We start from the raw sequence: 19776 nt of genomic DNA, 5'->3' as shown, positions 1-19776 counted from the left end.
AACCGGTCTCCGCTCACGGCGCGGCGCCGCCCGCCCCGGGAAGGTACCGGTCCAGGAACTCGGCGGACAGCATGGTCAGTTCCCGCCGCGGCAGCAGGGACAACGCCTGCCAGGCCAGATCCAGTGTCTGCTCCAGGGTGCGCAGCTCGTCCCGCCCCTGGTTGAGCAGCTCCTTCTCCACCACGGTGCGGAACTCGATGTAGGCCTTGTCGGTTTCGCTCAGCGCGGCCGCTCCCACCAGTTCGGCCAGTTCCGAGGCGGACCGGGCGCGGGCCATAGCGGACAGGATCTGCGCGGCGACGTCGAGGTGGTCCTCGCGGGTGCGTCCCCGCCCGGCGCCGCTGCGCATCAGCCGGGACAGCGAAGAGAGCACATCCACCGGGGGGTAGATGCCGCGGGCGTCGATGTCGCCGTCGAGCACCACCTGCCCCTCGGTAATGTAGCCGGTCAGGTCCGGCACCGGGTGGGTGATATCTCCGGCGGGCATGGTCAGCACCGGGACAATGGTCACCGACCCCTCCCGGCCGCGGACCCGTCCGCAGCGTTCGTACAGGGTGGCCAGGTCGCTGTAGAGATAACCCGGGTAGCCGCGCCGGGCGGGGATTTCCCGGCGGGCGGCGGACACTTCGCGCACTGCCTCGGCGTAGCTGGTCATATCCGACATCACCACCAGCACATCGGAACCGTCGTCGTAGGCCAGGGACTCCGCGATGGTCAGGGCGATGCGCGGGGTCAGGATGCGTTCAATCACCGGATCGTCGGCCGCGTTCAGCAGCAGGACCAGTTCACCGGCGGCGGAGCGTTCCTCCAGCCGGTCGCGGACATAGGCGATATCGGCATGGGTCATCCCCATGGCGGCGAACACCACCCGGAACGCCCGCCCGGAGGACGCGGTCGCCTGCGCGGCGATCTGCGTGGCCAGGGTGAGGTGCGGCAGCCCCGGGATGGAGAAGATGGGCAGCTTCTGTCCGCGGACCAGGGTGGTGAGGGCATCCACCACGGAGATACCGGTGATCACCGGGTCCTGCGGCGGCTCCCGGAAAACGGGGTTCAGCGGCCAGCCGCCCACCGGGGAAGTATCGTCCGCAGTGACCGGCGGACCGCCGTCGAGCGGTTCCCCCCTCCCGTTGCATACCCGCCCGAGCCAGCCGGTGCCTACCGGGACCGCCAGCGGCCGGCCCTGGAACCGGACCTCCACTCCTCCCAGTGCAATACCCTCGGTGCCTTCGAGTACCTGCAGGGTGGTTTCGTCGCCGTCAATCTCCAGCACCAGCCCGTGCCGCTGGGGACCGCCGTCGACGTCGACGGTCGCGAACTCGTCCCAGCCCACGCCCTCCGTGTCGCCGAGAACCAGCAGCGGTCCGCGCAGCTCACGCACATCACTGTGGCCCACCCGGGCCCGGTTGCCGCTAGCCATGGGCTTCTCCCGTCGATGGCTGGTCCAGTGTCTCGGTAAGCCGCCGCACGAAGGCCCGCCCGCGCTCCTGCACGCCGGCGGCGTCCGTGGGCCCGGTGTCCTCGCGCAGGCGCAGGATGGGGGAGAAGTCATAGCGGTCGATGTCGGCCGGCGGCACTCCGCGCGCCACAAGGGTCTGGCAGGTCTCCACCACGTCCAGCACCGCCTGCAGCAGGGCGGCACCCTTTTCCTCGGAGCTGTAGCCGTCATTGGGGCTGAGCGCGTTCTGCAGCAGCACCCCGTCGCGGATCAGCCGCCCGCCGAGGAGGACCATCTGTTCATGCCCGGGGAGGGAGGAAGCACCGATGATTTCCGCCAGGGCGGTCAGCCGGTCAGCTTCCGAGAGGAGCAGGGAAGCCTGCGCCCGGCGCTGCGCCCACTGCGGATCCCCGTGGGCGGAGTACCAGCGGCCCAGTGCCTCGGCATCCCGGGAGAAGGAGCCGCGCCAGCTGACGGCAGGGTAATGCCGGGAGTAGGCGAGGTCCCGGTCCAGCAGCCACAGCGTGCGGACAAAGCGCTGGGTGCCGGTGGTCACCGGTTCGCTCATGTCCCCGCCGGGAGGGGAGACCGCCCCGATCACGGTGACCGACGCCGTCGCCCCGCCCAACGTGCGTACCCGGGCGGCCCGCTCATAGAATGCCGCGAGTTCGCTGGCAAGGGAGGCCGGATACCCTTCCTCGGCAGGGAGGTCGCCGTTGCGGTTGGCGAACTCACGCAGCGCCTCGGCCCAGCGGGAGGTGGAATCGGCAATCACGACGGCGTCGTAGCCCATGTCCCGGAAGAACTCGGCCACGGTGACGCCGGTGGCGATGGATGCTTCCCGGGCCATCATGGGCATGTTGGAGGTATTGGCGATGATGACGGTCCGGTCAATCAGCTTCCCGCCGGTACGGGGATCGTCCAGCCCGGAGAGCCCGTCCAGCACGTCCGCCATCTCGTTACCACGCTCGCCGCAGCCCACATAGACAATCACATCCGCGTCCGACCACTTGGCAATCTGCTGCAGGGTGAGGGTCTTTCCGGTGCCGAAGCCACCGGGTACCGCGGCTGCCGCGCCGCGGGGCACCGGGAAGAGCAGGTCCAGCACCCGCTGCCCGGTCTGCAGCGGAACCACATCGGTGATGCGCTCGCCGAAAGGCCGGGGGCTATGCACCGGCCAGCGCTGCGCCAGCGGCACCTCCACCCCGCCGATCCGGGCCACGGGATCCAACGGCCGGACCTTGCCTTCGGCCAGCCAGCTCACCTCCCCGGAGACCGACGGCGGCGCCAGCACCCGGAACTCGATCGTCCCCACTCCGGGCACGGTGCCCAATACCTGGCCGGCCTGCACCGTCTCGCCGACGGCTACCGACGGCGCGAACTCCCACCGGGTTTCCAGCACTGCCGGGTCTTCCGCGGAACTCTGCCGCTCCTGCGTCAGCCACAGGGGCGCCGAAGACAAGGGGCGCAGCAGCCCGTCGAAGACCGTGCCCAGCAGTCCCGGACCCAGCAGCCCGGCCAGCTGATGGCCGGTCCGTTCGGCACGGTCGCCGGCCTTCAACCCGCCGGTGTATTCATACGCCTGCAGGGTGGCTTCGTCGCCGTTGATGGCGATGGCCTGCGCGGCAATGCCGTCCGGGCCGATATTGACCACCTCCAGCATGGACAGCCCAGGCAGTCCGCTGATTTCCACCAGCGGTCCGCTCACCCGGGTGATCCGGCCGTCGCCTGCTGATTTTGCCGGGTCCGGAGTCCTCACGCGTCGTCCCATAACCGCCGCACCTCCCCGGCGTGGTCCTCCAGTGCCTGATCGGCCAGGGTGGGCAGCGACAGGTCCAGCCGCCGCGAGCCCGCCGTTCCGATCACGCCGCCCTTGTAGCTCTCGGTCACGGAAGCCATGGGTCCGAGAACGCGGTCCGCCTGCGCGGTCAGCCGCCGCAGGATCTGCGGGTAGCGCGGGTCCCTCCGGACTTCGTGCACCTGCTCCTGCACCTGTTCGGCCAGCAGCGACCGCAGGTGTTCCTGTTCGGCCAGCACCGTCCGGCGTGCCTCCCGGCGGGCGCGTGCGGAGGAGGCAGCGGCGTCGGCCCTGGCGGCTTCGGCCCCCTCGCGCTGCGCGGTTCGGTGGATAGCGTCCGCCTCCGCCTGGGCCCGGCCGAGCAGATCCGCCGCCTGTTGCCTGGCCTCGGCGTCCAGCCGGGCAGCTTCCGTTTCGGCGTTCCGACGCAGTGCCTGCCGCACCGGGTCCAGGGCTGCCTCCGCGCCCTGCGGCAGCCGGGTCATGAAGGCAGCACCGCGGTGAGGGGCGACGCCGGATCCGCCAGTTCGATGCCCAGCTCCGCGGCGGCGTCGGGCGTAAGCAAGACAACGCACACCGAGTCCGGCAGGCCGGCCCAGACCGCCCGCACGTCCGCTGCTCCCGCGGCCGGGTAAAGCACGGCCCCTGCCAGCCGGTATCCCTCCAGCAGGGCCGGGTTGCCCACCGCCGCCACGGTTCCTTCCCGGCTGCTCATGCCTGGCCAATGAGGATGATGGAAATGATCAGCCCGTAAATCGCGATGCCTTCGGCAAGCCCAACCACCACCATGGCGCGGCCGAAGATTTCCGGCCGCTCACTCATCGCCGCCAGGGCAGCCGAGCCGGTGTAGGCCACGGCGATGGCCGCGCCGATGGAGGAACCGGCGACGGCGATCGCGGCGCCGATCAGGGCTGCACCGCTGCTGTCGCTGCCATCGGTCGCCGCAGCGACGGCGGTGGCGGCAGCTCCGCCGTCGCCGGCCGTGGCCGGGACCGCGTTCAGGGCGGAGACCAGCAGGGCCAGCGCTCCGGCCATGAGGACGCCGTTCAACCCGAGCAGCGCGCGGACGCCCGCCCGCCGGCGGCGGCGCATCAGGGCCAGGGCACCCCCGGCCAGCAGGACGGTAAGGAACAGGGCCAGTGGAAGGACGACAAACCAGGGATTCACGGCAGGTGCCTTTCAGCAGGGGCGGAGGCAGCGGAGGCGGGGCCAAGATCGGGGGCCCAGGGGCGGAACGGGCGTCCCTCCTCTGTGAAGACGCGGGAGAAGAGCTCGTAGTACTCCAGCCGCAGGGCCTGGATGCCGGCGACGAGGCCTTCCAGGGCGAAGGTGAGCACATTGCCCAGCACGAACATCAGGATGGCGGGGATGATCCGCCAGCCCGGTTCCCAGATGGCCGTTGTAGCCTGCCAGACCACCATCATCAGGGCGGCGTGGGTGAGGCCGAACGCGGCCAGCCGGGTAAAGGACACCAGGTTGGAGGCCAGCTGCACCACGGTGTCCACCAGCTCCACGGTGGCCTGGAGCCCGCCGGTGGGTCCGCCGCCGGATTCCACGAACAGGCCGATGAAGATGAACACCAAAGCGATCAGTGCGGCGGTTCCGGCGGCCACCAGGATCACTGCACTGCCGGCCAGCAGCCCCCACGCCACCAGCCCGATCGCCGCGAACAGCAGTGCGCCGGCCAGCCCCGAGCGGGCGTAGAGGGCGTACCCCCAGCCGCCCTCGCGGACCCGGTTGATGGTGCCCAGTGCGTAGGACCCGGCCAGCAGGACGGCGCCCAGCACCAGGGCGGCGACGATCAGTGGGATGGGTTCTTCGAGTGGTTCCAGCCACAGCACCGGCAGCACATGGGTGGGGCCGAAGAACTCCCCGTAGAGGAACCCGAAAAACACCGCAGCGGCACCCGCGCCGGTAATGAACAGCCACGTCCTGCGGTAGCGGTCCAGCCAGGGCACGCGAAGGAACCGGACCAACAGCCCGGCAATCACCAGCAACGCCCCCTGTCCGGCATCGCCGAACATCATCCCGAACATCACCACGTACGCCACCGCGGCTATCCGTGCAGGGTCCAGATCCGCATAGGGAACGGTGGTGTACGTGTCCACGAGCAGCCGTGACAGACGGGGCCGGCGTCGTTCCTCGCCGGTCAGCTGGGTGGGCGGCTGCACGCCGTGCGGCCGGCGCAGGGGAACCGCCGAAGCGCCGTGCGGTTCCAGGGCCTTCCGGAGTTCCGGCAGCTGCCGTGTGGGGGACCAGCCAACCAGCGCGGCCACGGGACCGTGCACGACGGCGGCGTCCGCGGCGCGGTCCAGCTCGTCGGGTCCGTCACCGGGTTCGTAGGGTAGATCCAGTTCGACGGCGGCGCTGTCCGCCACCTCGGTCAGCACCGGCCGGCGGCCCTCGAGCGGCCAGACCAGGGCAATGCGTTCCATCCGTACCGGACTGAGGGTTTCACGCCACGGCATCGAGCACCTCGCTTCTTCCGGTGCCGGCAGCCGCGGCGGCCAGTGCAGCCCGGACCCGCCAGGCATCGGCAGCGAGGACCGCCATGGCGCCGAGCACCACGTCCGGGCCGGGCAGCCCGGCGCGCAGCAGGCCGAAGCCGTCCGTTTCCACCTGCGCGGCGAGACGGGCTTCCGCCCGCCACAGGTCCTGCGGCTCCTGGACCTCGGCCAGGACCTGTCCGGCGGCCGGACTCAATGACGCAGTCAACTCCGGCAGCGACGCAGCTTCGGTCCAGCCGGTGCCGATCAGTGGACGGAGCAGGGATACCAGCCGGTCCGTGGTGCCGGTTCCGGTCACCAGCAGCAGGCGGGCGGCCAGCAGCACGGCACCGACAACAGCCCACGGGCGTGTTGCAGGGGCGGCCGAGGCCAGCCGGCGCAGCCAGACGGCGGTGAGCATGTCCGGCAGTGCCGGTGCAGGTCCGGGGTCGCCCCAGGGCGACGCGGCCAGCATCACCTGAAGGCTTTCGGGGGAGTCGGCCGTACGCAGCCGGGGCCAGGCCGTGGCCAGTCCGCCCAGATCGTACTCAGAGGCCGAATCGGAGCCTGGCTCCGGCTCCAACCCGGAATTCCGCTGCAGCGCAGCGGCGAGGGCAACGATGTTGTCCGCCTCGAACCGTGCGGCGGCTGCCCGGACCAGCTGCGTGTCCTGGCCGGCCGGCAGCCAACCCGCCAGGACACGCAGCTGCCAGAGCACGGTTCGCCGGGTGGCCTGCTGGGAGGATCCAAGTGTCCGGGCGCCGGACAACTGATCGGCGTAGACCGATCCCTCCAAGGCTTCAACGGCGGCCGTCAGGTCCGGCAGCGCGGAGAGTTCCCGGCAGGCGCCGGCGCCTACCCTCCGCTGCGCCATGGACCGGGCCCGCACGCTGGCTGCCACCCAATCCGCCCTCATTGGCCGGCATCCGTTCCGCGGCCCAGCAGGTCCTGCACCAGGTCCGCCACTATGGCGGAGGCAAGTTCCGGAACCCGTGATTCACCTTGGCTCCGGAGTCTCCGGGCCTCGTCCCGTGCTTCGTCGAGCAGGCGTTCATTTTCGCGTTCAGCGTCGGCGGAGACCCGCGCTGCGGCGTCGGCCCGCACGGCCGCACTGTCCATCCGGGCCTGCTCCACCAGGGCAGCGGCCTGGCGCCGGGCAGCGGCGACGGTCTGCTGTGCCTGGTCTCCGGCGGTTCGGGTCTGCCCGCTGCCCTTCTCGATCGTTGGGTCAAGTGCTTCGAAGACGGGGATAAGTTCGGCGGCTGTTCCTTCGTGGTCAGCGGCCGGGACGCCGGCCGGGCCGGCCGGTCCAGGCGCGCCGACGGGTCGGAAACGGTCCAGCAGGCTGTTGCGTGCCATGCGGCACCTCCCTGAGCGGAGGAGTGGTTGCGGGTTGCTGCGGGCTAGTCTCCGGTGGCTTCGGCCTCCGAGGCTTCACCGTGGCGGACTATGTCGCCCTCAGTGAAGAGGATGCCGTAGGCGATTTCCCGCCAGAGGGGAGTGCGGCGAAGCAGGAATTCAAGTTCCATGCTGAAGTGCTTGAACTCCTCACCGAGCGAATCGAGCATGATGGCCCGGGATTCGGCATCGGGCTCCACGGCCATCCGCTGCACATACCAGCCAATGGCTTCGGCTTCTTCGGCCAGGCTGGCGCACATACGCGCAAAGGTCCGCGTTTCTGCGGGAAGTTCGGAAGGCGGCTCATGGTACTGGTCTGTGCCCATTTGCATCTCCTGAGGACCGGTGGCTCCGCAGCGTCCAGCCGGCTGCGAACGTTCCCCCGTTCATCGACGTTACGTGGGGCACGGTGGGGAAACAATGGTTCCGGCCGGGCGGAGCGGCCGAGGCGGAAGGAACGAAAGGTCAGCGGGCCAGCCGGGCGTAGGCGGAGGCAAAGTGCAGCAGCGGGTCCGCCTCGTCGTCGGCGCCGGCCCGGCGGCCCATGGCCACCACCTCGCCCACGATCAGCTGGTGGGTGGCCGCCGTCGTCACCTGCGTGGTGCGGACCTCGAACCAGGCGATGGAATCCTCGATGACGGCGGCACCGGTTTCCGGTGCCCGGCCGTAGTTCACCTGGTTCAGCAGCCCTTCGACGGGCGAGCCGGGACTGGCAAGCCAGTTGGCAGTGCCGCGCAGCCGCGCCGGCAGCAGGCTCAGGGCCCAGCTGCCGGCGTCGATCACTGCTTCGGCAATGCGTGCCTCGGCGTACAGGCTCACCAGGAGGGTGGGCGGATCGTAGGAGACGGAGAGGAACCCGCTGACGGTCGCCGCGTAATCCCGTCCGCGCAGTCGCGTTGACACCACGCCGACGCCGGACGCGATGTCCGCGCTCAGCTCCCGGTACCGGTCAATGACCTCGTCCGGAATGTCCGGCCCGGCAACCGTTTCCCCGGAAAAAACTCCGTGCTCCATGGGTTCCTACTCCGCTGTACCAGCGGCGGGGACCAGCTTCACGGAGATCGAGTTGATGCAGAACCGCTGATCGGTGGGCGTGTCGAAACCTTCGCCTTCGAACAGGTGTCCCATGTGGGAATCGCAGTTGGCGCAGCGGACTTCAATCCGGTCCATGCCCATGCTGCGGTCATGCAAATAACGGACCTTGCCCTCGGCCAGCGGGGCGAAGAAGGACGGCCAGCCGCAGTGCGAATCGAATTTCTCACTGCTGGTGAACAGATCGCTGCCGCAGGCACGGCACTGGTAAACGCCGGCGGTCTTGGTGTCCCAGTACTCGCCGGTGTACGGCCGCTCGGTGCCGGCCTTGCGCAGCACCGCGTACTCCTGCGGAGTGAGTTCCTCGCGCCACTGCTCGTCGGTTTTCTGGACCGGGACGGTTCCGGTGTTCTCTTCGGTAGTCATGTCAGCGTCAACGCTTAAGAGTCACCAATAAATCCCGAGCCGCTGTACAGGTGCAGCACGGGAACGCCGAGCCGGTCCTGCGCCTCGTTGGCCCAGTCCGTACGGAAAGTGTCTTCGACGGCGTGCGGCCGGGTAATCACGACCACCTGGTCCGCGTGCGTGCGCTTGGCGGTTTCGACGACGGCGGCCACCGGGTCTTCACCCGTGACCGTGCCGGTGGCCTCCAGGCCGGCTGCCTGCAGCTCTTCCAGGGAATCGGCGAGCGAAGTGACCGCTTCCTTCACCTCGTCGGCCTTGGACGGGCGGCCGCCGGTCAGGTTCCGGAAGGCCTCCGCAAAATCCAGCAGGCTGAGGTTGTCCAGCACGTCCACCAGCAGGTTCCGGCCCGGATCGGCGGGCACCAGCACGTCAAAGCGGACGGGGGCATCGCCTACCAAGGACCGCAGGTTCTCTATGTCGCGGCTACCCAGCGATTCTTCCGTCAGCACCACAATTGTCGAAGTCATGCGCACCAGCCTAGTACGCCTGTCCCTCCCGCCCCACCGGGGGCTACCGGCCTGCCGTTACACGGTCCCGGCGCGCATCCGGTAAAAATGTTCTATGGCTATCTCCGTTCCTTCCGATGCATCCTCCGGCACCACCCCGGTTCTCTCGGTTCCGTGGGTCCGTTGGACGGCGTTCGGCGCCGGCATCGGTGCTGCGGCTTCCACCGCCGTCGTAGCGGCCGCCTCCGGTCTCGGCATCTACTTCGCGCGCCAGGTGGTCACCCCGGCCCGCACGCGGGACGCGAACCTGGAGATCCTGGCGGTCACGGACAGCGAACACGGTCGGCAGGTCATCCTGCCGGCAAACCTGGACACCACGGTCGAAGGCACGTACAGCCTGTACTTCGACAACGGCGACGGGCATGCGCGGATCGGGGCCATCCGTTCCTACGTGCCGCGTGAGGGCACGGTGCAGCGGGATGTGGAAGAGGTGTACAGCGGCGATCTGAGCAAGGCACGGCGTGGCTGGTGGAGCGGTTCGGTCTATCCCTCGCCGGCCGCCGTCGGGCTGCCCGAGGAGGAAGTCGAGATCCCGGTCGAAAACGGAACGGCACCGGCCTGGCTGGTGCGTACCCCCGGTGCCGACACGTGGGCCATCATGGTCCACGGCCGTGGCGCGCGCCGGACCGAATGCCTTCGCGCGCTGCGTACCGCCCGAGAAGCCGGGCTCACCAGCCTGGTGATTTCCTACCGGAACGACGGCGAGGCCCCCTACGCCTCCGACGGCCGGTACGGGCTCGGCCTGACCGAGTGGCAGGATGTGGAGGCGGCCATCCGCTACGCCCTGGACCACGGAGCCGGCGACGTGGTGCTGTTCGGCTGGTCCATGGGCGGGGCGATCAGCCTGCAGGCTGCGGACCGCTCGCCGCTGCGCCGGTACATCCGTGCCATGGTGCTGGACGGGCCGGTGATCAACTGGGTGGACGTGCTGGCCCACCATGCCCGGGTGAACCGGATTCCGGCGCAGGCCGGCCGGCTGGGCCAGTGGCTGATCTCCAACGCTGCCGGACGCGCGCTCACCGGACTGGCGGCTCCGCTGGACCTCAAGAGCATGGACTGGGTGACGCGTGCGGAGGAAATCCGGATCCCTACCCTGATCCTGCACAGCAAGGACGACGACTTCGTACCGTACGGGCCGTCTGCGGAACTGGCGGAGAAAAACCCGGACGTCATCACCTTCGAACCCTTCACCAAGGCCCGGCACACCAAGGAATACAACGTGGATCCCGAGCGGTGGGAGCGTGTGGTCCTGGGCTGGCTTAACGACGCCCTGGGCCGCACCCGGCATCCTTCGGAGCACCGTCTCGACGCGGAGTAGCTAGCCGGGGAGTTCGTTTCAGCGTCGGCTCATCCTGCCAGTCGTCTCCGAAGGCCGGCCAATTAGGGTAGAAATACGGCCATGCGGAATTTGTACGTCGTCACCCACCCGGAGGCGACCCATCACGTGGAGAACCTGGTGGGCGGCTGGCACGATTCCGCCCTGACTTCCCGCGGCCTGGCGGATGCCCAACGGGCGGCAAGGGCAGTGCGCGGCCGGATACCCGGCGATGGCGGCACAGTGCTGTTCGGCTCGGACCTGTTGCGGACCCGCCAGACGGCAGAGGCCGTTGGTGAACTGCTGGGGTTGGAGGCAGTTTTCGACCCGGATCTCCGTGAGCAGTCCTACGGCAGCGCCGAAGGCACTCCCGTCGGTACCACCCCTTACCAACCTCCGCCCGCAAATGGCGACCGGATGCACCATCACGACGGAAATGAGGGGTCCGAGACCAGGTTCGAGTGGGCAGGCCGTGCTTACCGGGTATTGGACCGCATCCTGGCAACGGGTGCCCGGGACATGATTGTGGTTACGCACGGGGGTACGGCAACCTATCTCATCGCAGCCTGGATCGGGATGCCCCTGCATGCTGCCGGCTACGTGAAATTCAATGTGGCGCCTGGCAGCATTACGCATCTGCGGGAAGACGATTTCTACCGTGACCGGCAAGTGGTGGCGCTCAGCGAGGTGGGCCATCTGGGTTGAACGCGGTGGCCTCATGCCCATCACGGCCGGTGGTTTTCCTCCGTTTTGGGTAAAACCCTGCGGTTTGTGACAATCCCCGCGCAGCGCGGCGCAGGGAAATGCACAAACTGCAGGGAAATCAGGCCGGGCGTCGGACCGGACCCAGGACAAGCGCCGGCACCGAGTAGGTTAGATGCGCACTGACACATTTAGGGGGGAACAAAAAATGCAGGACCAACAGGGGACCGCTCCACTGGACGACTTTTTCCCGGCCTGGAACCAAGGCGCCCATCCTGAGCTGTACGAGGTGGAGAACCGGGCCTTTGACCGAGAGGGGACGGTCTGGGACGCACTTGCCCGCCTTGCGCCCTGGGCCGGACGGACTCTCCTCGATCTCGGCTGCGGAACCGGCTTCTGGCTTCCGCGCTACGCCGAACTCGCAAAGTCGGTCATCGGCGTCGAACCCGATCCGGAGCTGCTCGCGGCCGCCCGGTCCAGGCCCGGCGGAGCCGAGGTCCTGCATGGCTCGGCTGAGCACATCCCGCTGCCGGACGCCTCGGTGGATGTTGTCCATGCCCGGTTCGCGTACTTCTTTCCTTCGCCCCAGAACGACTGCACGGCGGGGCTGGAGGAAGTCCTGCGGGTCCTGCGTCCGGGCGGATCGCTGGTCGTCATCGACAACGACCAGCACGACGGCGACTTTGCCGGCCTGCTTGAGGCGGCCAACGCATCGGCGCATCAGGGCGAGGGCAAGTACATCAAAGACTGGTGGGCGCAGCAGGGTGCCGCCACATCCCTGGTCATGAGCAGCTGGACCTTTGATAGTCCTCAGGACCTGGTTGACGTGGTCAGCATGGAGTTCCCAAACGGGACGGCCGATGAATGGCTAGCCCAGGAACCGCAGCGCGTCCGGCTCAGCTACGGCTACGCGCTGCACCACCTTTCCAAAGGAGAGCGGAACCGCCGCTAAGCAGGCGCCGCGGCGATGGGGGCCGTGATGGCGTGGGTGAGCCGGATCAGATCAAAGGGTGAAAGTCCGATCTGCAGGCCCCGCCGGCCGCCCGATACATACACCGTGTCCAGCAGTTCCACTCGGGAATCGATTCCTGCGGGGGAAGAGTGCTTCTGGCCCAGCGGCGAAATGCCGCCCACCATGTAGCCGGTCCGCCGCTCCGCGTCCCGGCGGTCGGCCATCACGGCCTTGCGCGCACCCATCAGCGCGGCGAACTTCTTCAGGTCCAGGTTCAGGGCCACCGGAACCATGGCCACGGCGAGGTGCCCGCCCAGGTCCACCATCAGCGTCTTGTAGACAGCTTCGGGCGGCACGCCCAGCTTCTCCGCGGCTTCCATCCCGTACGACGGCGCGCCGGCGTCGTGCTCATAGTGACGCACCGTGTACGTAACCCCGGCGTCGTCCAGTACCTTGGTGGCCGGCGTCGCGCCCTTCCCCGAATGCTTGTCCCGGTGTCCTGACATGGCTGCGCCTCCTGTGCTTCTGCGGCCGCCCTAGTTACTACCTAAGCCCGGCCGGCTACGGCTACGCCGGCTGCTGTGCCAGTTTTTCGTGCTGGGCGAGCCGACGCTTGATGCGTCCCAGCATGGCGGACATTCCCCGCATGCGCAGCGGGGTGATGGCCCGGGTGAGGCCCAGACGGTCAGGAACATCGGCCGGGACAGCTAGGATTTCGGCGGCCGGAAGACCGTTCAGGCCTTCGTAGAGCACGCTGGCGAACCCGCGGGTGGTGGGAGCCTCCGGCGGTGCCTTGAAGAACAGCGCAACTCGGTGCTCGGGGGAGTCATCCACATCCAGGCTGAGGAACACCGGCGACTGGCATTCCACTACCTGTTCCAGGAGCTCGGGCCGGTCGGCTATTTCGGCCGGCAGTTCGGGCAGGCTGCGGGAGAATTCCAGCAGCAGTTCCAGCCGGTCGGATTCCTCCATCGCCTGGAAGTCGTCGATGATCTCGGCCAGGGAGTCCGGGACGGCGTTTTCGGGTGTGGCAGTCATGGGTAAATCTCTCTTACTTGGGGCTTCAGCTGGGGGCGTTGCCGGGTTCTTCACCGCGGGCAATCGGGACGCGCACGGCGTTGCCCCATTCGGTCCAGGACCCGTCGTAGTTACGAACGGACTCGAAGCCGAGCAGGTGCTTCAGCACAAACCAGGTATGGCTGGAACGTTCGCCGATGCGGCAGTAGGCCACGACGTCGTCGCCTTCCTTCAGCCCGGCGTCGTCCTTGTAGAGCGCCTCGAGTTCCTCGCGTGCGCGGAAGGTTCCGTCTTCGGCTGCGGCCTTGCTCCACGGGACGGACTTTGCGGTGGGGATGTGCCCGCCCTTCATTGCACCCTCGTCCATGTAGTCGGGCATGTGGGTGCGTTCGCCCGTGTATTCGGCGGGGGACCGTACGTCGATCAGCGGACCCTTGCCCAGGTGTCCGACGACGTCGGGCAGGAACGCGCGGATCTTCTCGTCGTCGCGCTCTACCACGGGGTATTCGGTGGGGTCCACGGAAACCTTGTCCGTGGTCACCGGCCGGCCTTCTGCAATCCACTTGTCGCGGCCGCCGTCGAGCAGCCGAACGTCCTCGTGGCCGAAGAGGGTGAAAACCCACAGGGCGTAGGCCGCCCACCAGTTGCTCTTGTCGCCGTAGATCACCACGGTGGAGTCCCGGGTGATGCCCTTGCGGGCCATCAGCTGGGCGAAGGCCTTGCCGTCTACGAAGTCCCGCGTATCGGAATCGTTGAGGTCGGTGTGCCAGTCGATTTTCCGGGCACCGGGGATGTGTCCCGTTTCGTACAGCAGGATGTCCTCGTTCGATTCAAGGACCACCAGCTTCTCAGCCTCCAGGTTCTCTGCCAGCCACTGTGTGGAGACCAGGCGTTCCGGATGGGCATAGGCGGAGAACTTGGGGCTGCTGTCAGCTGCGATCGACATACGCGAAACTTCTTTCCTCGGCAATTGGGCTTCTATCTAGCCTAACGACGACGGGGGCCGAAAACTTCCACGGGCTGAACCTGGGAGGTGAAGCCATCCGGCACGCTGTCCCACGGTTTCGGGTTGGTGGTGTCTACTGAGGTCCCACTGGCCCCGGCAGCACCACTCGGTGGGATGCTGTGCCGCCGCCCTGGGCGGGTGCCACACGCAAGCTTCCCGAGGCACCGGAGGGCCGAGACGGAGGGCCGAGAGGGATGGCCTGAGGGCCATATTCGGATGGGGTCTGTTTGGTCCTGCTGCCAGGTCAAAATGCCCGTTTTCTCAGCACGTAGTCGTCTCAAAAAGACGCGTATTTTAGGTTTCCGCGGAGGCTCGTTTGAGCCTGTTTTCGGCCCGGAAATGTCAGTGCGGGATGAAATCCTGAGGTATGGATCAGCTCGGGAACACCGAATGGACAACCGAAGAACCAGGCAGTGAAGACCAGCAGCCCGATGGCACCGCTGGTGAAAGGGATGAGCCCCGTGCGGCCTGCACCCTGTCGGTGTACCGGGCTGAACTAGCAGCCGAGCCTGCCGGGACCGCTGAGCCTGCCGGGCCTGCTGACGCGAGTGCCGACACTTCCGCCGCCACCACTCCGAAGGACGGCGCCGAGGCCGCCGACCATCCCGTCGGGGAGACCGGTAGCTCCAATCCCGGTGTCCCCCCGAACGAAGATGCCGAGGACGCTTCCGCTCCCGACGACGCAGAAACCGCATCTACAGAGCCAGATGGCGCTGCCCACGCAGGGCCGGACGGCGAGGCTGCCAGCGGTTTCCCGGACGGTTTTACCGGGACCCTGGCGCTGCAGAACCTTGAAGCCTTCGACGAGCAGATGGTGGGCGATGCCCTGTCCCGGATGGCGCATTTGATGTCCTGGGTGCAGGCACAGGAGGCACGTCTGGTGAACCGGATGGAAGAGATCTTCCGGGAGGACTTCCACGCCGCTTCGGGGCGGCTCGAACCCGGGATAGCGTTCACTCTGGCAGCGTCAGAATGTGCAGCCATCCTGAATCTCCCGCAGGTCACCGCCCAGCGCATGATGTTCGAAGCGCTCAACCTGTGCAGCACCCATACCGCCACCCTGACCGCCTTGGAAGAAGGACAGCTTAGTTACCAGCACGCGCAGGTGGTGCTGGACCAGTGCCAGAACGTTCCTCCCGACCAGCTTCCTGAGTTTGAAGCCGATTTGCTGGCCGCCGCTCCCGGGCAGACCCGGGCACAGTTCTCCTGCAAAGCCAGGCGGCTGCGCGAAAAGAAGTTCCCGGACACCGTCAGCAAACGGCATCTGACCGCGTTCGAGCAGCGCAAGGTCACTCTGGACCGGGAAGAGGACGGCATGTCCTGCCTGTCGGCCTATCTGCAGGCGGCAGAAGCCCAGCAGATCTATACCGCCCTGAGTACCGCGGCACGGGGTGAACAGGCGGCGGGTGATTCCCGGTCCACGGATCAGCTGCGTGCGGACATTCTGGCTCAGTTGCTGATGGGCGGCCTCGGCTCAACCCGTGCTGGCGGGGTGGGCGGCGCAGTCGGTGAGAGCGGAACCGGCGGTGCTCCCAGCGGTGCGCACGGAACCGGGGAAGGCGGGGCAGGACCGGACGAGGGAATCGTACCCCGGACGGAAATCATGGTCATGATCAACGCCGAAACCCTCTTCGGAGCCGACGACCAACCTGCGGAACTTCACGGTTACGGACCCATCAGCGCCGAAGAAGCCCGCAGGCTGGCTAGGAACGCCGTCGGTTGGACCGGATTGGCCCAAGACCCGCAGACGGGCGAAATTCTGGGCGTGGGACGACGCCGAAAAGTCCCGGCCGGACTCCGCCGATGGCTACGCGCAAGGGATGGAACCTGCAGGTTCCCCGGCTGCCGGGTCAGCACCGCGAACGCGGACATCGACCACACCGTCGACTGGGCCAAAAATGGTCCCACCGACCACGGAAACCTGGAACACCTGTGCCGCCGTCACCACCGGTTCAAGACCCTCGGGTATTGGAAGGCAAACCAACCCGTGCCCGGGGTGATCGAGTGGACCTCGCCAACCGGACGCGTCTACCGCACGGAACCCTTCCTGGAACTTGGCTCACCGGACACGGCACCGAATCCGGGTATGTACTCCACCCGAGAGGGACCGGGGGAGTCAGACCTGGAAGATTCGTTGCAGGAACAGCTGCCCCCGTTCTGACCCGGTCCCCTCAGAGATGCAGACGGGCATCCGTTACGGTCGCCGTGGGGCAGCGTTCATCCGGCGCCTCCGCGGCGCCGCCGGCGGTGCAGGGAATGTGCCGGCGCGAGTGCACCTGCAGCGCCTAGTGCCCCTGGAGCGGGCGTCTCCGAGGGAAGGCGTAACGCCAGCACGACGACGGCGCCACCGATTCCAATGAATACTGCCTCCAACGGCTGAAACTCAATGAACGCCATTTCCCAAGCCTCGAGACCGATCAGGGCGAGCCCGGCCGCCAGAGAAACCGGCCGGGCAGCCCGGTGGCGTCGAAAGTGCAGCATCCCAGCGGCCAGGTAACCGCCGCCGCAACCCATGGCAAGGAGAAGGCCCGGAAGCCGCCAGTCCCGAAACGGCGTCCGCCGCAGCACGGACGGATCAGCGTGCAGGAAAGCGCCATTGGGCCGCAGGGCCAGAAGGATGCCGCCACCAAGGGCTGCCCCGGCCGTGCCGAACTCCAGTCCCATCAAAGCCCGTTCTTCGGACGAATAAGCTGAGGCGCCTACCGTGTCCCGCTGCCACGTCATGCTCAGACTATGGACCGCAGACACAGCCACAGTCCACTGGCAACAGTTCCAAATTCCCGGACGCGTTGGCGTATCGTTGCGAGGGCGGCAGAACGCCGCAGAACCGGCACGTATGGTGCCGGATGCAGGCATCAAACGGACGGAAAAGCGCGCAGTGGCACAACTCGAGCACCTGACAGAACGGACTCCCCAGGTATCGGTGGATGAACTGCTGCAGGGATTCTTCCCCTCGCCCCGGTTCGGCAGCGTGTCCTTCGATTCCTACCGCCCCGATCCCGAACAGCCCTCCCAGGCCAAAGCCGTGGGCGCGATGCGTTCCTTCGCGGCCGACGTCGACACCCCGGAGCCGAGCGGCCTGCGGAAGTTCTTTGGTGGCAAGAAGCCCGAAACCAAGGCCGGGTTCTACCTGGACGGCGGATTCGGCGTCGGCAAGACCCACCTGCTGGCCTCGCTCTGGCATGCCGTGGAAGGACCGAAGGCCTTCGGCACGTTCGTGGAGTACACCAACCTCGTGGGTGCGCTCACCTTCCGCAAGACGGTGGATGCGCTGAGCGCCTACAAGCTGGTCTGCATTGACGAATTCGAGCTCGACGATCCGGGCGACACGGTGCTGATGTCCCGCCTGATGCGCGAACTGGCCGACGCCGGCGTGAAGCTTGCGGCTACGTCCAACACCCTGCCGGGTTCCTTGGGCGAGGGCCGCTTTGCCGCCGTCGACTTCCAGCGCGAGATCCAGGTGCTGGCGGATCAGTTCGACGTCGTCCGCATCGACGGTGAGGACTACCGCCACCGCGGTCTGCCCGAGTCGCCGCAGCCGCTGCAGGACGGGGAACTGGAAGCCCGGATGGAAACCGAATTCTCCGGCCGGACCGTCGCTGTGGATGACTTCTCCGAACTCATCAACCACCTTTCCCAGGTCCACCCGAGCCGGTACCGGCAGCTGCTCGACGGGGTGGAAGCCGTGGCCTGGCACAACGTGCAGACCATCACCGAACAGTCCGTGGCGCTGCGCTTTGTGGTGCTCGCTGACCGGCTGTACGACAAAGACGTGCCGATCCTGGCCAGCGGGGTGCCGTTCGATCAGCTGTTCACCAAGGAAATGATGGCGGGCGGGTACATGAAGAAGTACTTCCGCGCCGTCTCCCGCCTGACCGCGCTGGCTCGCGAAGGCCAGACCGGAGAAGCGTCGTAGGACTGCTCCTTTAAACGGCGGAAGCGCCGGTGCCGCCTCTCGGCGGGACCGGCGCTTCTTTGTCGTGCTCTTGGGGCTGGTTAGGCCGGAGGCGTCTGCTCGGGACCGTTGCCGGTACCCGGCTCCCGGTTGCGGTTGGTCTTGTCAACTGCTTCCGAGGCCTTGCTCTGGAAGCCATCGATCTTGCTGGAGTACTTGCCGCCGGTCTTCTGGTCGACGAAGTTTCCCGCCTGATCGATGCCGCCCTTGATCTTGTCGGCATTCTGTCCGACAAGTCCGGTGGCCTTTTCCTTCAGCTCACCGGCCCTGCCCTTGAGCTCGTCAAATACAGACACGGATCACCTCCTTTCACAGGGGAAACCCGCTCGTTTCCCGTTCCCCACAATCGTAGGACTGCAAGGGGATGGAGGAAAGGGCTTTCTCTGCAGGCATATCCCGACTATTCCTCCGACCCGTCGCCGCGGACACCGTCACCCGAGTGCCGGTCAGCTCCTCCGTGGTGGTGATGGTACCCGCCGCAGTTGTCGTCCAGCTCAATCCGGATGATGCTGCCGGTCGCCGGGGCCGGCTCAGCCGGAGGCTCCGCAGCTGGCGGTGCCTCGGGGTCTGGGCCGGTCGGTAGTCCGGCAAGAGCATCCACTGACGCATACAGGGCATCACCCCGCAGTTCCAGGGCAGCAGGTTGGTTTGCCTCTAGGAACAGTTGGGGGGTATTCGAGCCGGACGGTACCACCGAGATCCGGTTAGCGAACAGCTCCGCCACGAAGATATCGCCGTTGTCGTTTACGGCCAGACCGGTGGCCCCGACGAAGCCGGTCGCCACGAGTTCCGGTTCGAGAGTGGCAGGGTCGATCCGGAAGACTGATCCCGTGGGGCCTCCTTCGGGGCTTCCGGGCAGAGAGGTCACGTACAGAGCGCCGTCGGGACCGCGTTCGACGTCGGTCGGTACCGGTTCCGCGTTGTAGGCCAGTCCCACTGCGCAATCCGGCCAGCCGATCCCGGCGGGTACGGTCACGGGGATCGGCGGTAGCACCGCGACCGTGGCGATGTCGCCGTCGTCGCTTACCTGGATGAGGGCGTTCATTCCTGCGTCCGCCACAATGGTCCCGCCGAACCGCCCGGGAAGGGAACCCGCCGGGTTTGAGTCCGGCAGCCCGGTGTAGGGCGACGCGGGTATGCCTTCCGGCAACTGTGCCGCGCATCCGGCGGGAAGCGCCTCCTCGAAGCCGTAGGTGTTGATGCTGTCCGGGTTTTCTGCGAATTCGTAAGCAGAAATATCCGCAATCGTTTCGACGGTGCCGTCCCGGTCAACCGACTGCAACAAGGTGATGTTGGCTACCGGGTCGTTGGTTCCGGCACCGGTAGCAACTGTGTAATAAGTAGCTCCACGGTCGCGGGAAACGGAACCGGGGGAATAGCCTTCGGGCGCCGTTGCGAGAACCTCGGGTTCCCCGCCGTCAGTGATGCGGGTCAGGAGCGTAGTGAATGATTGGGCTACGTCGAGGGTGCCGCCACGACCGACGGCGAAACTCAAGGGACCGAGCAGCCCCTCGGCAACGGTGGTCACTTCCCCGGCAACAGGTGCGGGTGAGGGTGATGGTGGGTGGTGCCGTCCGCCGGCGGTCGCAGGTGAGGCTGCGAGCCCCAGCGCTGCGGATGCGGCAAGAACGGCGAGGGCAGGTGATGATTTCTTCACGGTGATCTCCTCAGCATTGGTGCGGTGCAATGCGAGACTCGCCTCTTGGCCT

23 protein-coding genes are annotated in these 19776 nt (G+C 67.3%); 5 read left to right on the top strand and 18 right to left on the bottom strand.

Features of this window, described 5'->3' with window-relative positions; all coding sequences use genetic code 11:
• Positions 1 to 13 precede the first annotated feature (13 nt).
• From NNX38_RS10770 to NNX38_RS10715, 12 genes are all read right to left on the bottom strand, one after another.
• Positions 14 to 1417 (bottom strand): V-type ATP synthase subunit B, encoded by a 1404-nt coding sequence (locus NNX38_RS10770; protein ID WP_255797979.1) that lies wholly within the window; start codon positions 1415 to 1417, stop codon positions 14 to 16.
• Positions 1410 to 3194, bottom strand: coding sequence for a V-type ATP synthase subunit A (locus tag NNX38_RS10765; RefSeq protein ID WP_255797978.1), 1785 nt, complete (start codon positions 3192 to 3194; stop codon positions 1410 to 1412). Before NNX38_RS10765 ends, NNX38_RS10770 begins: the two co-directional genes overlap by 8 nt.
• Positions 3191 to 3718, bottom strand: a complete 528-nt coding sequence (locus NNX38_RS10760; RefSeq protein ID WP_255797977.1) for a V-type ATP synthase subunit E family protein — start codon at positions 3716 to 3718, stop codon at positions 3191 to 3193. Before NNX38_RS10760 ends, NNX38_RS10765 begins: the two co-directional genes overlap by 4 nt.
• Positions 3715 to 3948 carry a hypothetical protein gene (locus NNX38_RS10755; protein WP_255797976.1) on the bottom strand — a complete coding sequence of 78 codons (234 nt, stop codon included), beginning with the start codon at positions 3946 to 3948 and terminating at the stop codon, positions 3715 to 3717. The genes NNX38_RS10760 and NNX38_RS10755 overlap by 4 nt, the downstream gene beginning before the upstream one ends.
• Positions 3945 to 4400 carry an ATP synthase subunit C gene (locus tag NNX38_RS10750; RefSeq protein ID WP_255797975.1) on the bottom strand — a complete coding sequence of 152 codons (456 nt, stop codon included), beginning with the start codon at positions 4398 to 4400 and terminating at the stop codon, positions 3945 to 3947. The genes NNX38_RS10755 and NNX38_RS10750 overlap by 4 nt, the downstream gene beginning before the upstream one ends.
• Positions 4397 to 5701 carry a V-type ATPase 116kDa subunit family protein gene (locus NNX38_RS10745; protein ID WP_255797974.1) on the bottom strand — a complete coding sequence of 435 codons (1305 nt, stop codon included), beginning with the start codon at positions 5699 to 5701 and terminating at the stop codon, positions 4397 to 4399. Before NNX38_RS10745 ends, NNX38_RS10750 begins: the two co-directional genes overlap by 4 nt.
• Positions 5688 to 6635, bottom strand: coding sequence for a hypothetical protein (locus NNX38_RS10740; protein WP_255797973.1), 948 nt, complete (start codon positions 6633 to 6635; stop codon positions 5688 to 5690). Before NNX38_RS10740 ends, NNX38_RS10745 begins: the two co-directional genes overlap by 14 nt.
• Entirely contained in the window at positions 6632 to 7078 is a 447-nt protein-coding gene (locus NNX38_RS10735) for a hypothetical protein (protein WP_255797972.1), read from the bottom strand. Before NNX38_RS10735 ends, NNX38_RS10740 begins: the two co-directional genes overlap by 4 nt.
• Positions 7079 to 7122: 44 nt before the next feature.
• Positions 7123 to 7443 (bottom strand): hypothetical protein, encoded by a 321-nt coding sequence (locus NNX38_RS10730; RefSeq protein ID WP_255797971.1) that lies wholly within the window; start codon positions 7441 to 7443, stop codon positions 7123 to 7125.
• A gap of 139 nt (positions 7444 to 7582) precedes the next feature.
• Positions 7583 to 8131: a flavin reductase family protein gene (locus NNX38_RS10725; RefSeq protein WP_255797970.1), complete on the bottom strand. Its 549-nt coding sequence runs from the start codon at positions 8129 to 8131 to the stop codon at positions 7583 to 7585.
• A gap of 6 nt (positions 8132 to 8137) precedes the next feature.
• Entirely contained in the window at positions 8138 to 8575 is a 438-nt protein-coding gene (gene msrB, locus NNX38_RS10720; protein ID WP_255797969.1) for a peptide-methionine (R)-S-oxide reductase MsrB, read from the bottom strand.
• 14 nt (positions 8576 to 8589) lie between these two features.
• On the bottom strand, positions 8590 to 9081 hold the full coding sequence (locus NNX38_RS10715; protein ID WP_255797968.1) for a hypothetical protein: 492 nt from the start codon (positions 9079 to 9081) through the stop codon (positions 8590 to 8592).
• A 94-nt stretch (positions 9082 to 9175) separates the two neighbouring features.
• Between NNX38_RS10715 and NNX38_RS10710 the strand changes: the two genes are divergently transcribed.
• The 3 genes from NNX38_RS10710 to NNX38_RS10700 all read left to right on the top strand — a co-directional run bounded on the left by NNX38_RS10710 (position 9176) and on the right by NNX38_RS10700 (position 12089).
• The gene (locus NNX38_RS10710) at positions 9176 to 10438 is read left to right on the top strand and encodes a S9 family peptidase (RefSeq protein WP_255797967.1); all 1263 of its coding nucleotides are present in this window, start codon (positions 9176 to 9178) and stop codon (positions 10436 to 10438) included.
• Positions 10439 to 10519: 81 nt separating this feature from the next.
• On the top strand, positions 10520 to 11140 hold the full coding sequence (locus tag NNX38_RS10705) for a histidine phosphatase family protein (RefSeq protein WP_255797966.1): 621 nt from the start codon (positions 10520 to 10522) through the stop codon (positions 11138 to 11140).
• A gap of 205 nt (positions 11141 to 11345) precedes the next feature.
• Entirely contained in the window at positions 11346 to 12089 is a 744-nt protein-coding gene (locus NNX38_RS10700) for a class I SAM-dependent methyltransferase (RefSeq protein ID WP_255797965.1), read from the top strand.
• Here NNX38_RS10700 and ybaK read toward each other — a convergent pair.
• From ybaK to NNX38_RS10685, 3 genes are all read right to left on the bottom strand, one after another.
• Positions 12086 to 12595: a Cys-tRNA(Pro) deacylase gene (gene ybaK / locus NNX38_RS10695; protein ID WP_255797964.1), complete on the bottom strand. Its 510-nt coding sequence runs from the start codon at positions 12593 to 12595 to the stop codon at positions 12086 to 12088. The two genes, NNX38_RS10700 and ybaK, sit on opposite strands and share 4 nt — an antisense overlap.
• A 61-nt stretch (positions 12596 to 12656) precedes the next feature.
• Positions 12657 to 13127, bottom strand: a complete 471-nt coding sequence (locus NNX38_RS10690) for a SufE family protein (protein WP_255797963.1) — start codon at positions 13125 to 13127, stop codon at positions 12657 to 12659.
• 25 nt (positions 13128 to 13152) lie between these two features.
• Complete coding sequence (locus NNX38_RS10685) at positions 13153 to 14052, bottom strand: sulfurtransferase (RefSeq protein ID WP_255797962.1); 900 nt, start codon at positions 14050 to 14052, stop codon at positions 13153 to 13155.
• A 427-nt stretch (positions 14053 to 14479) separates the two neighbouring features.
• Between NNX38_RS10685 and NNX38_RS10680 the strand changes: the two genes are divergently transcribed.
• Positions 14480 to 16273 carry a DUF222 domain-containing protein gene (locus NNX38_RS10680; protein WP_255797961.1) on the top strand — a complete coding sequence of 598 codons (1794 nt, stop codon included), beginning with the start codon at positions 14480 to 14482 and terminating at the stop codon, positions 16271 to 16273.
• Positions 16274 to 16329: 56 nt separating this feature from the next.
• Here NNX38_RS10680 and NNX38_RS10675 read toward each other — a convergent pair whose 3' ends face one another.
• On the bottom strand, positions 16330 to 16836 hold the full coding sequence (locus tag NNX38_RS10675) for a hypothetical protein (RefSeq protein WP_255797960.1): 507 nt from the start codon (positions 16834 to 16836) through the stop codon (positions 16330 to 16332).
• A gap of 154 nt (positions 16837 to 16990) precedes the next feature.
• On the opposite strand from NNX38_RS10675, the gene zapE reads away from it, so the two are divergent.
• Positions 16991 to 18028 carry a cell division protein ZapE gene (gene zapE / locus NNX38_RS10670; RefSeq protein ID WP_255797959.1) on the top strand — a complete coding sequence of 346 codons (1038 nt, stop codon included), beginning with the start codon at positions 16991 to 16993 and terminating at the stop codon, positions 18026 to 18028.
• An 80-nt stretch (positions 18029 to 18108) separates the two neighbouring features.
• Here the strand turns inward: zapE and NNX38_RS10665 are convergent, their stop codons facing one another.
• A complete protein-coding gene (locus NNX38_RS10665) occupies positions 18109 to 18363 on the bottom strand; it encodes an antitoxin (RefSeq protein WP_255797958.1) in 255 nt (84 codons plus the stop codon).
• Positions 18364 to 18467: 104 nt separating this feature from the next.
• On the bottom strand, positions 18468 to 19724 hold the full coding sequence (locus NNX38_RS10660; protein ID WP_255797957.1) for a ScyD/ScyE family protein: 1257 nt from the start codon (positions 19722 to 19724) through the stop codon (positions 18468 to 18470).
• Between the last annotated feature and the right edge of the window lie 52 nt (positions 19725 to 19776).

The sequence above is a fragment of the Arthrobacter sp. zg-Y238 genome, assembly GCF_024385525.1.
GTDB lineage: Bacteria > Actinomycetota > Actinomycetes > Actinomycetales > Micrococcaceae > Arthrobacter_B > Arthrobacter_B jinronghuae.
Note: the sequence above shows the minus strand (reverse complement) of the source record. Positions and strands in the feature narration are given on the sequence as shown.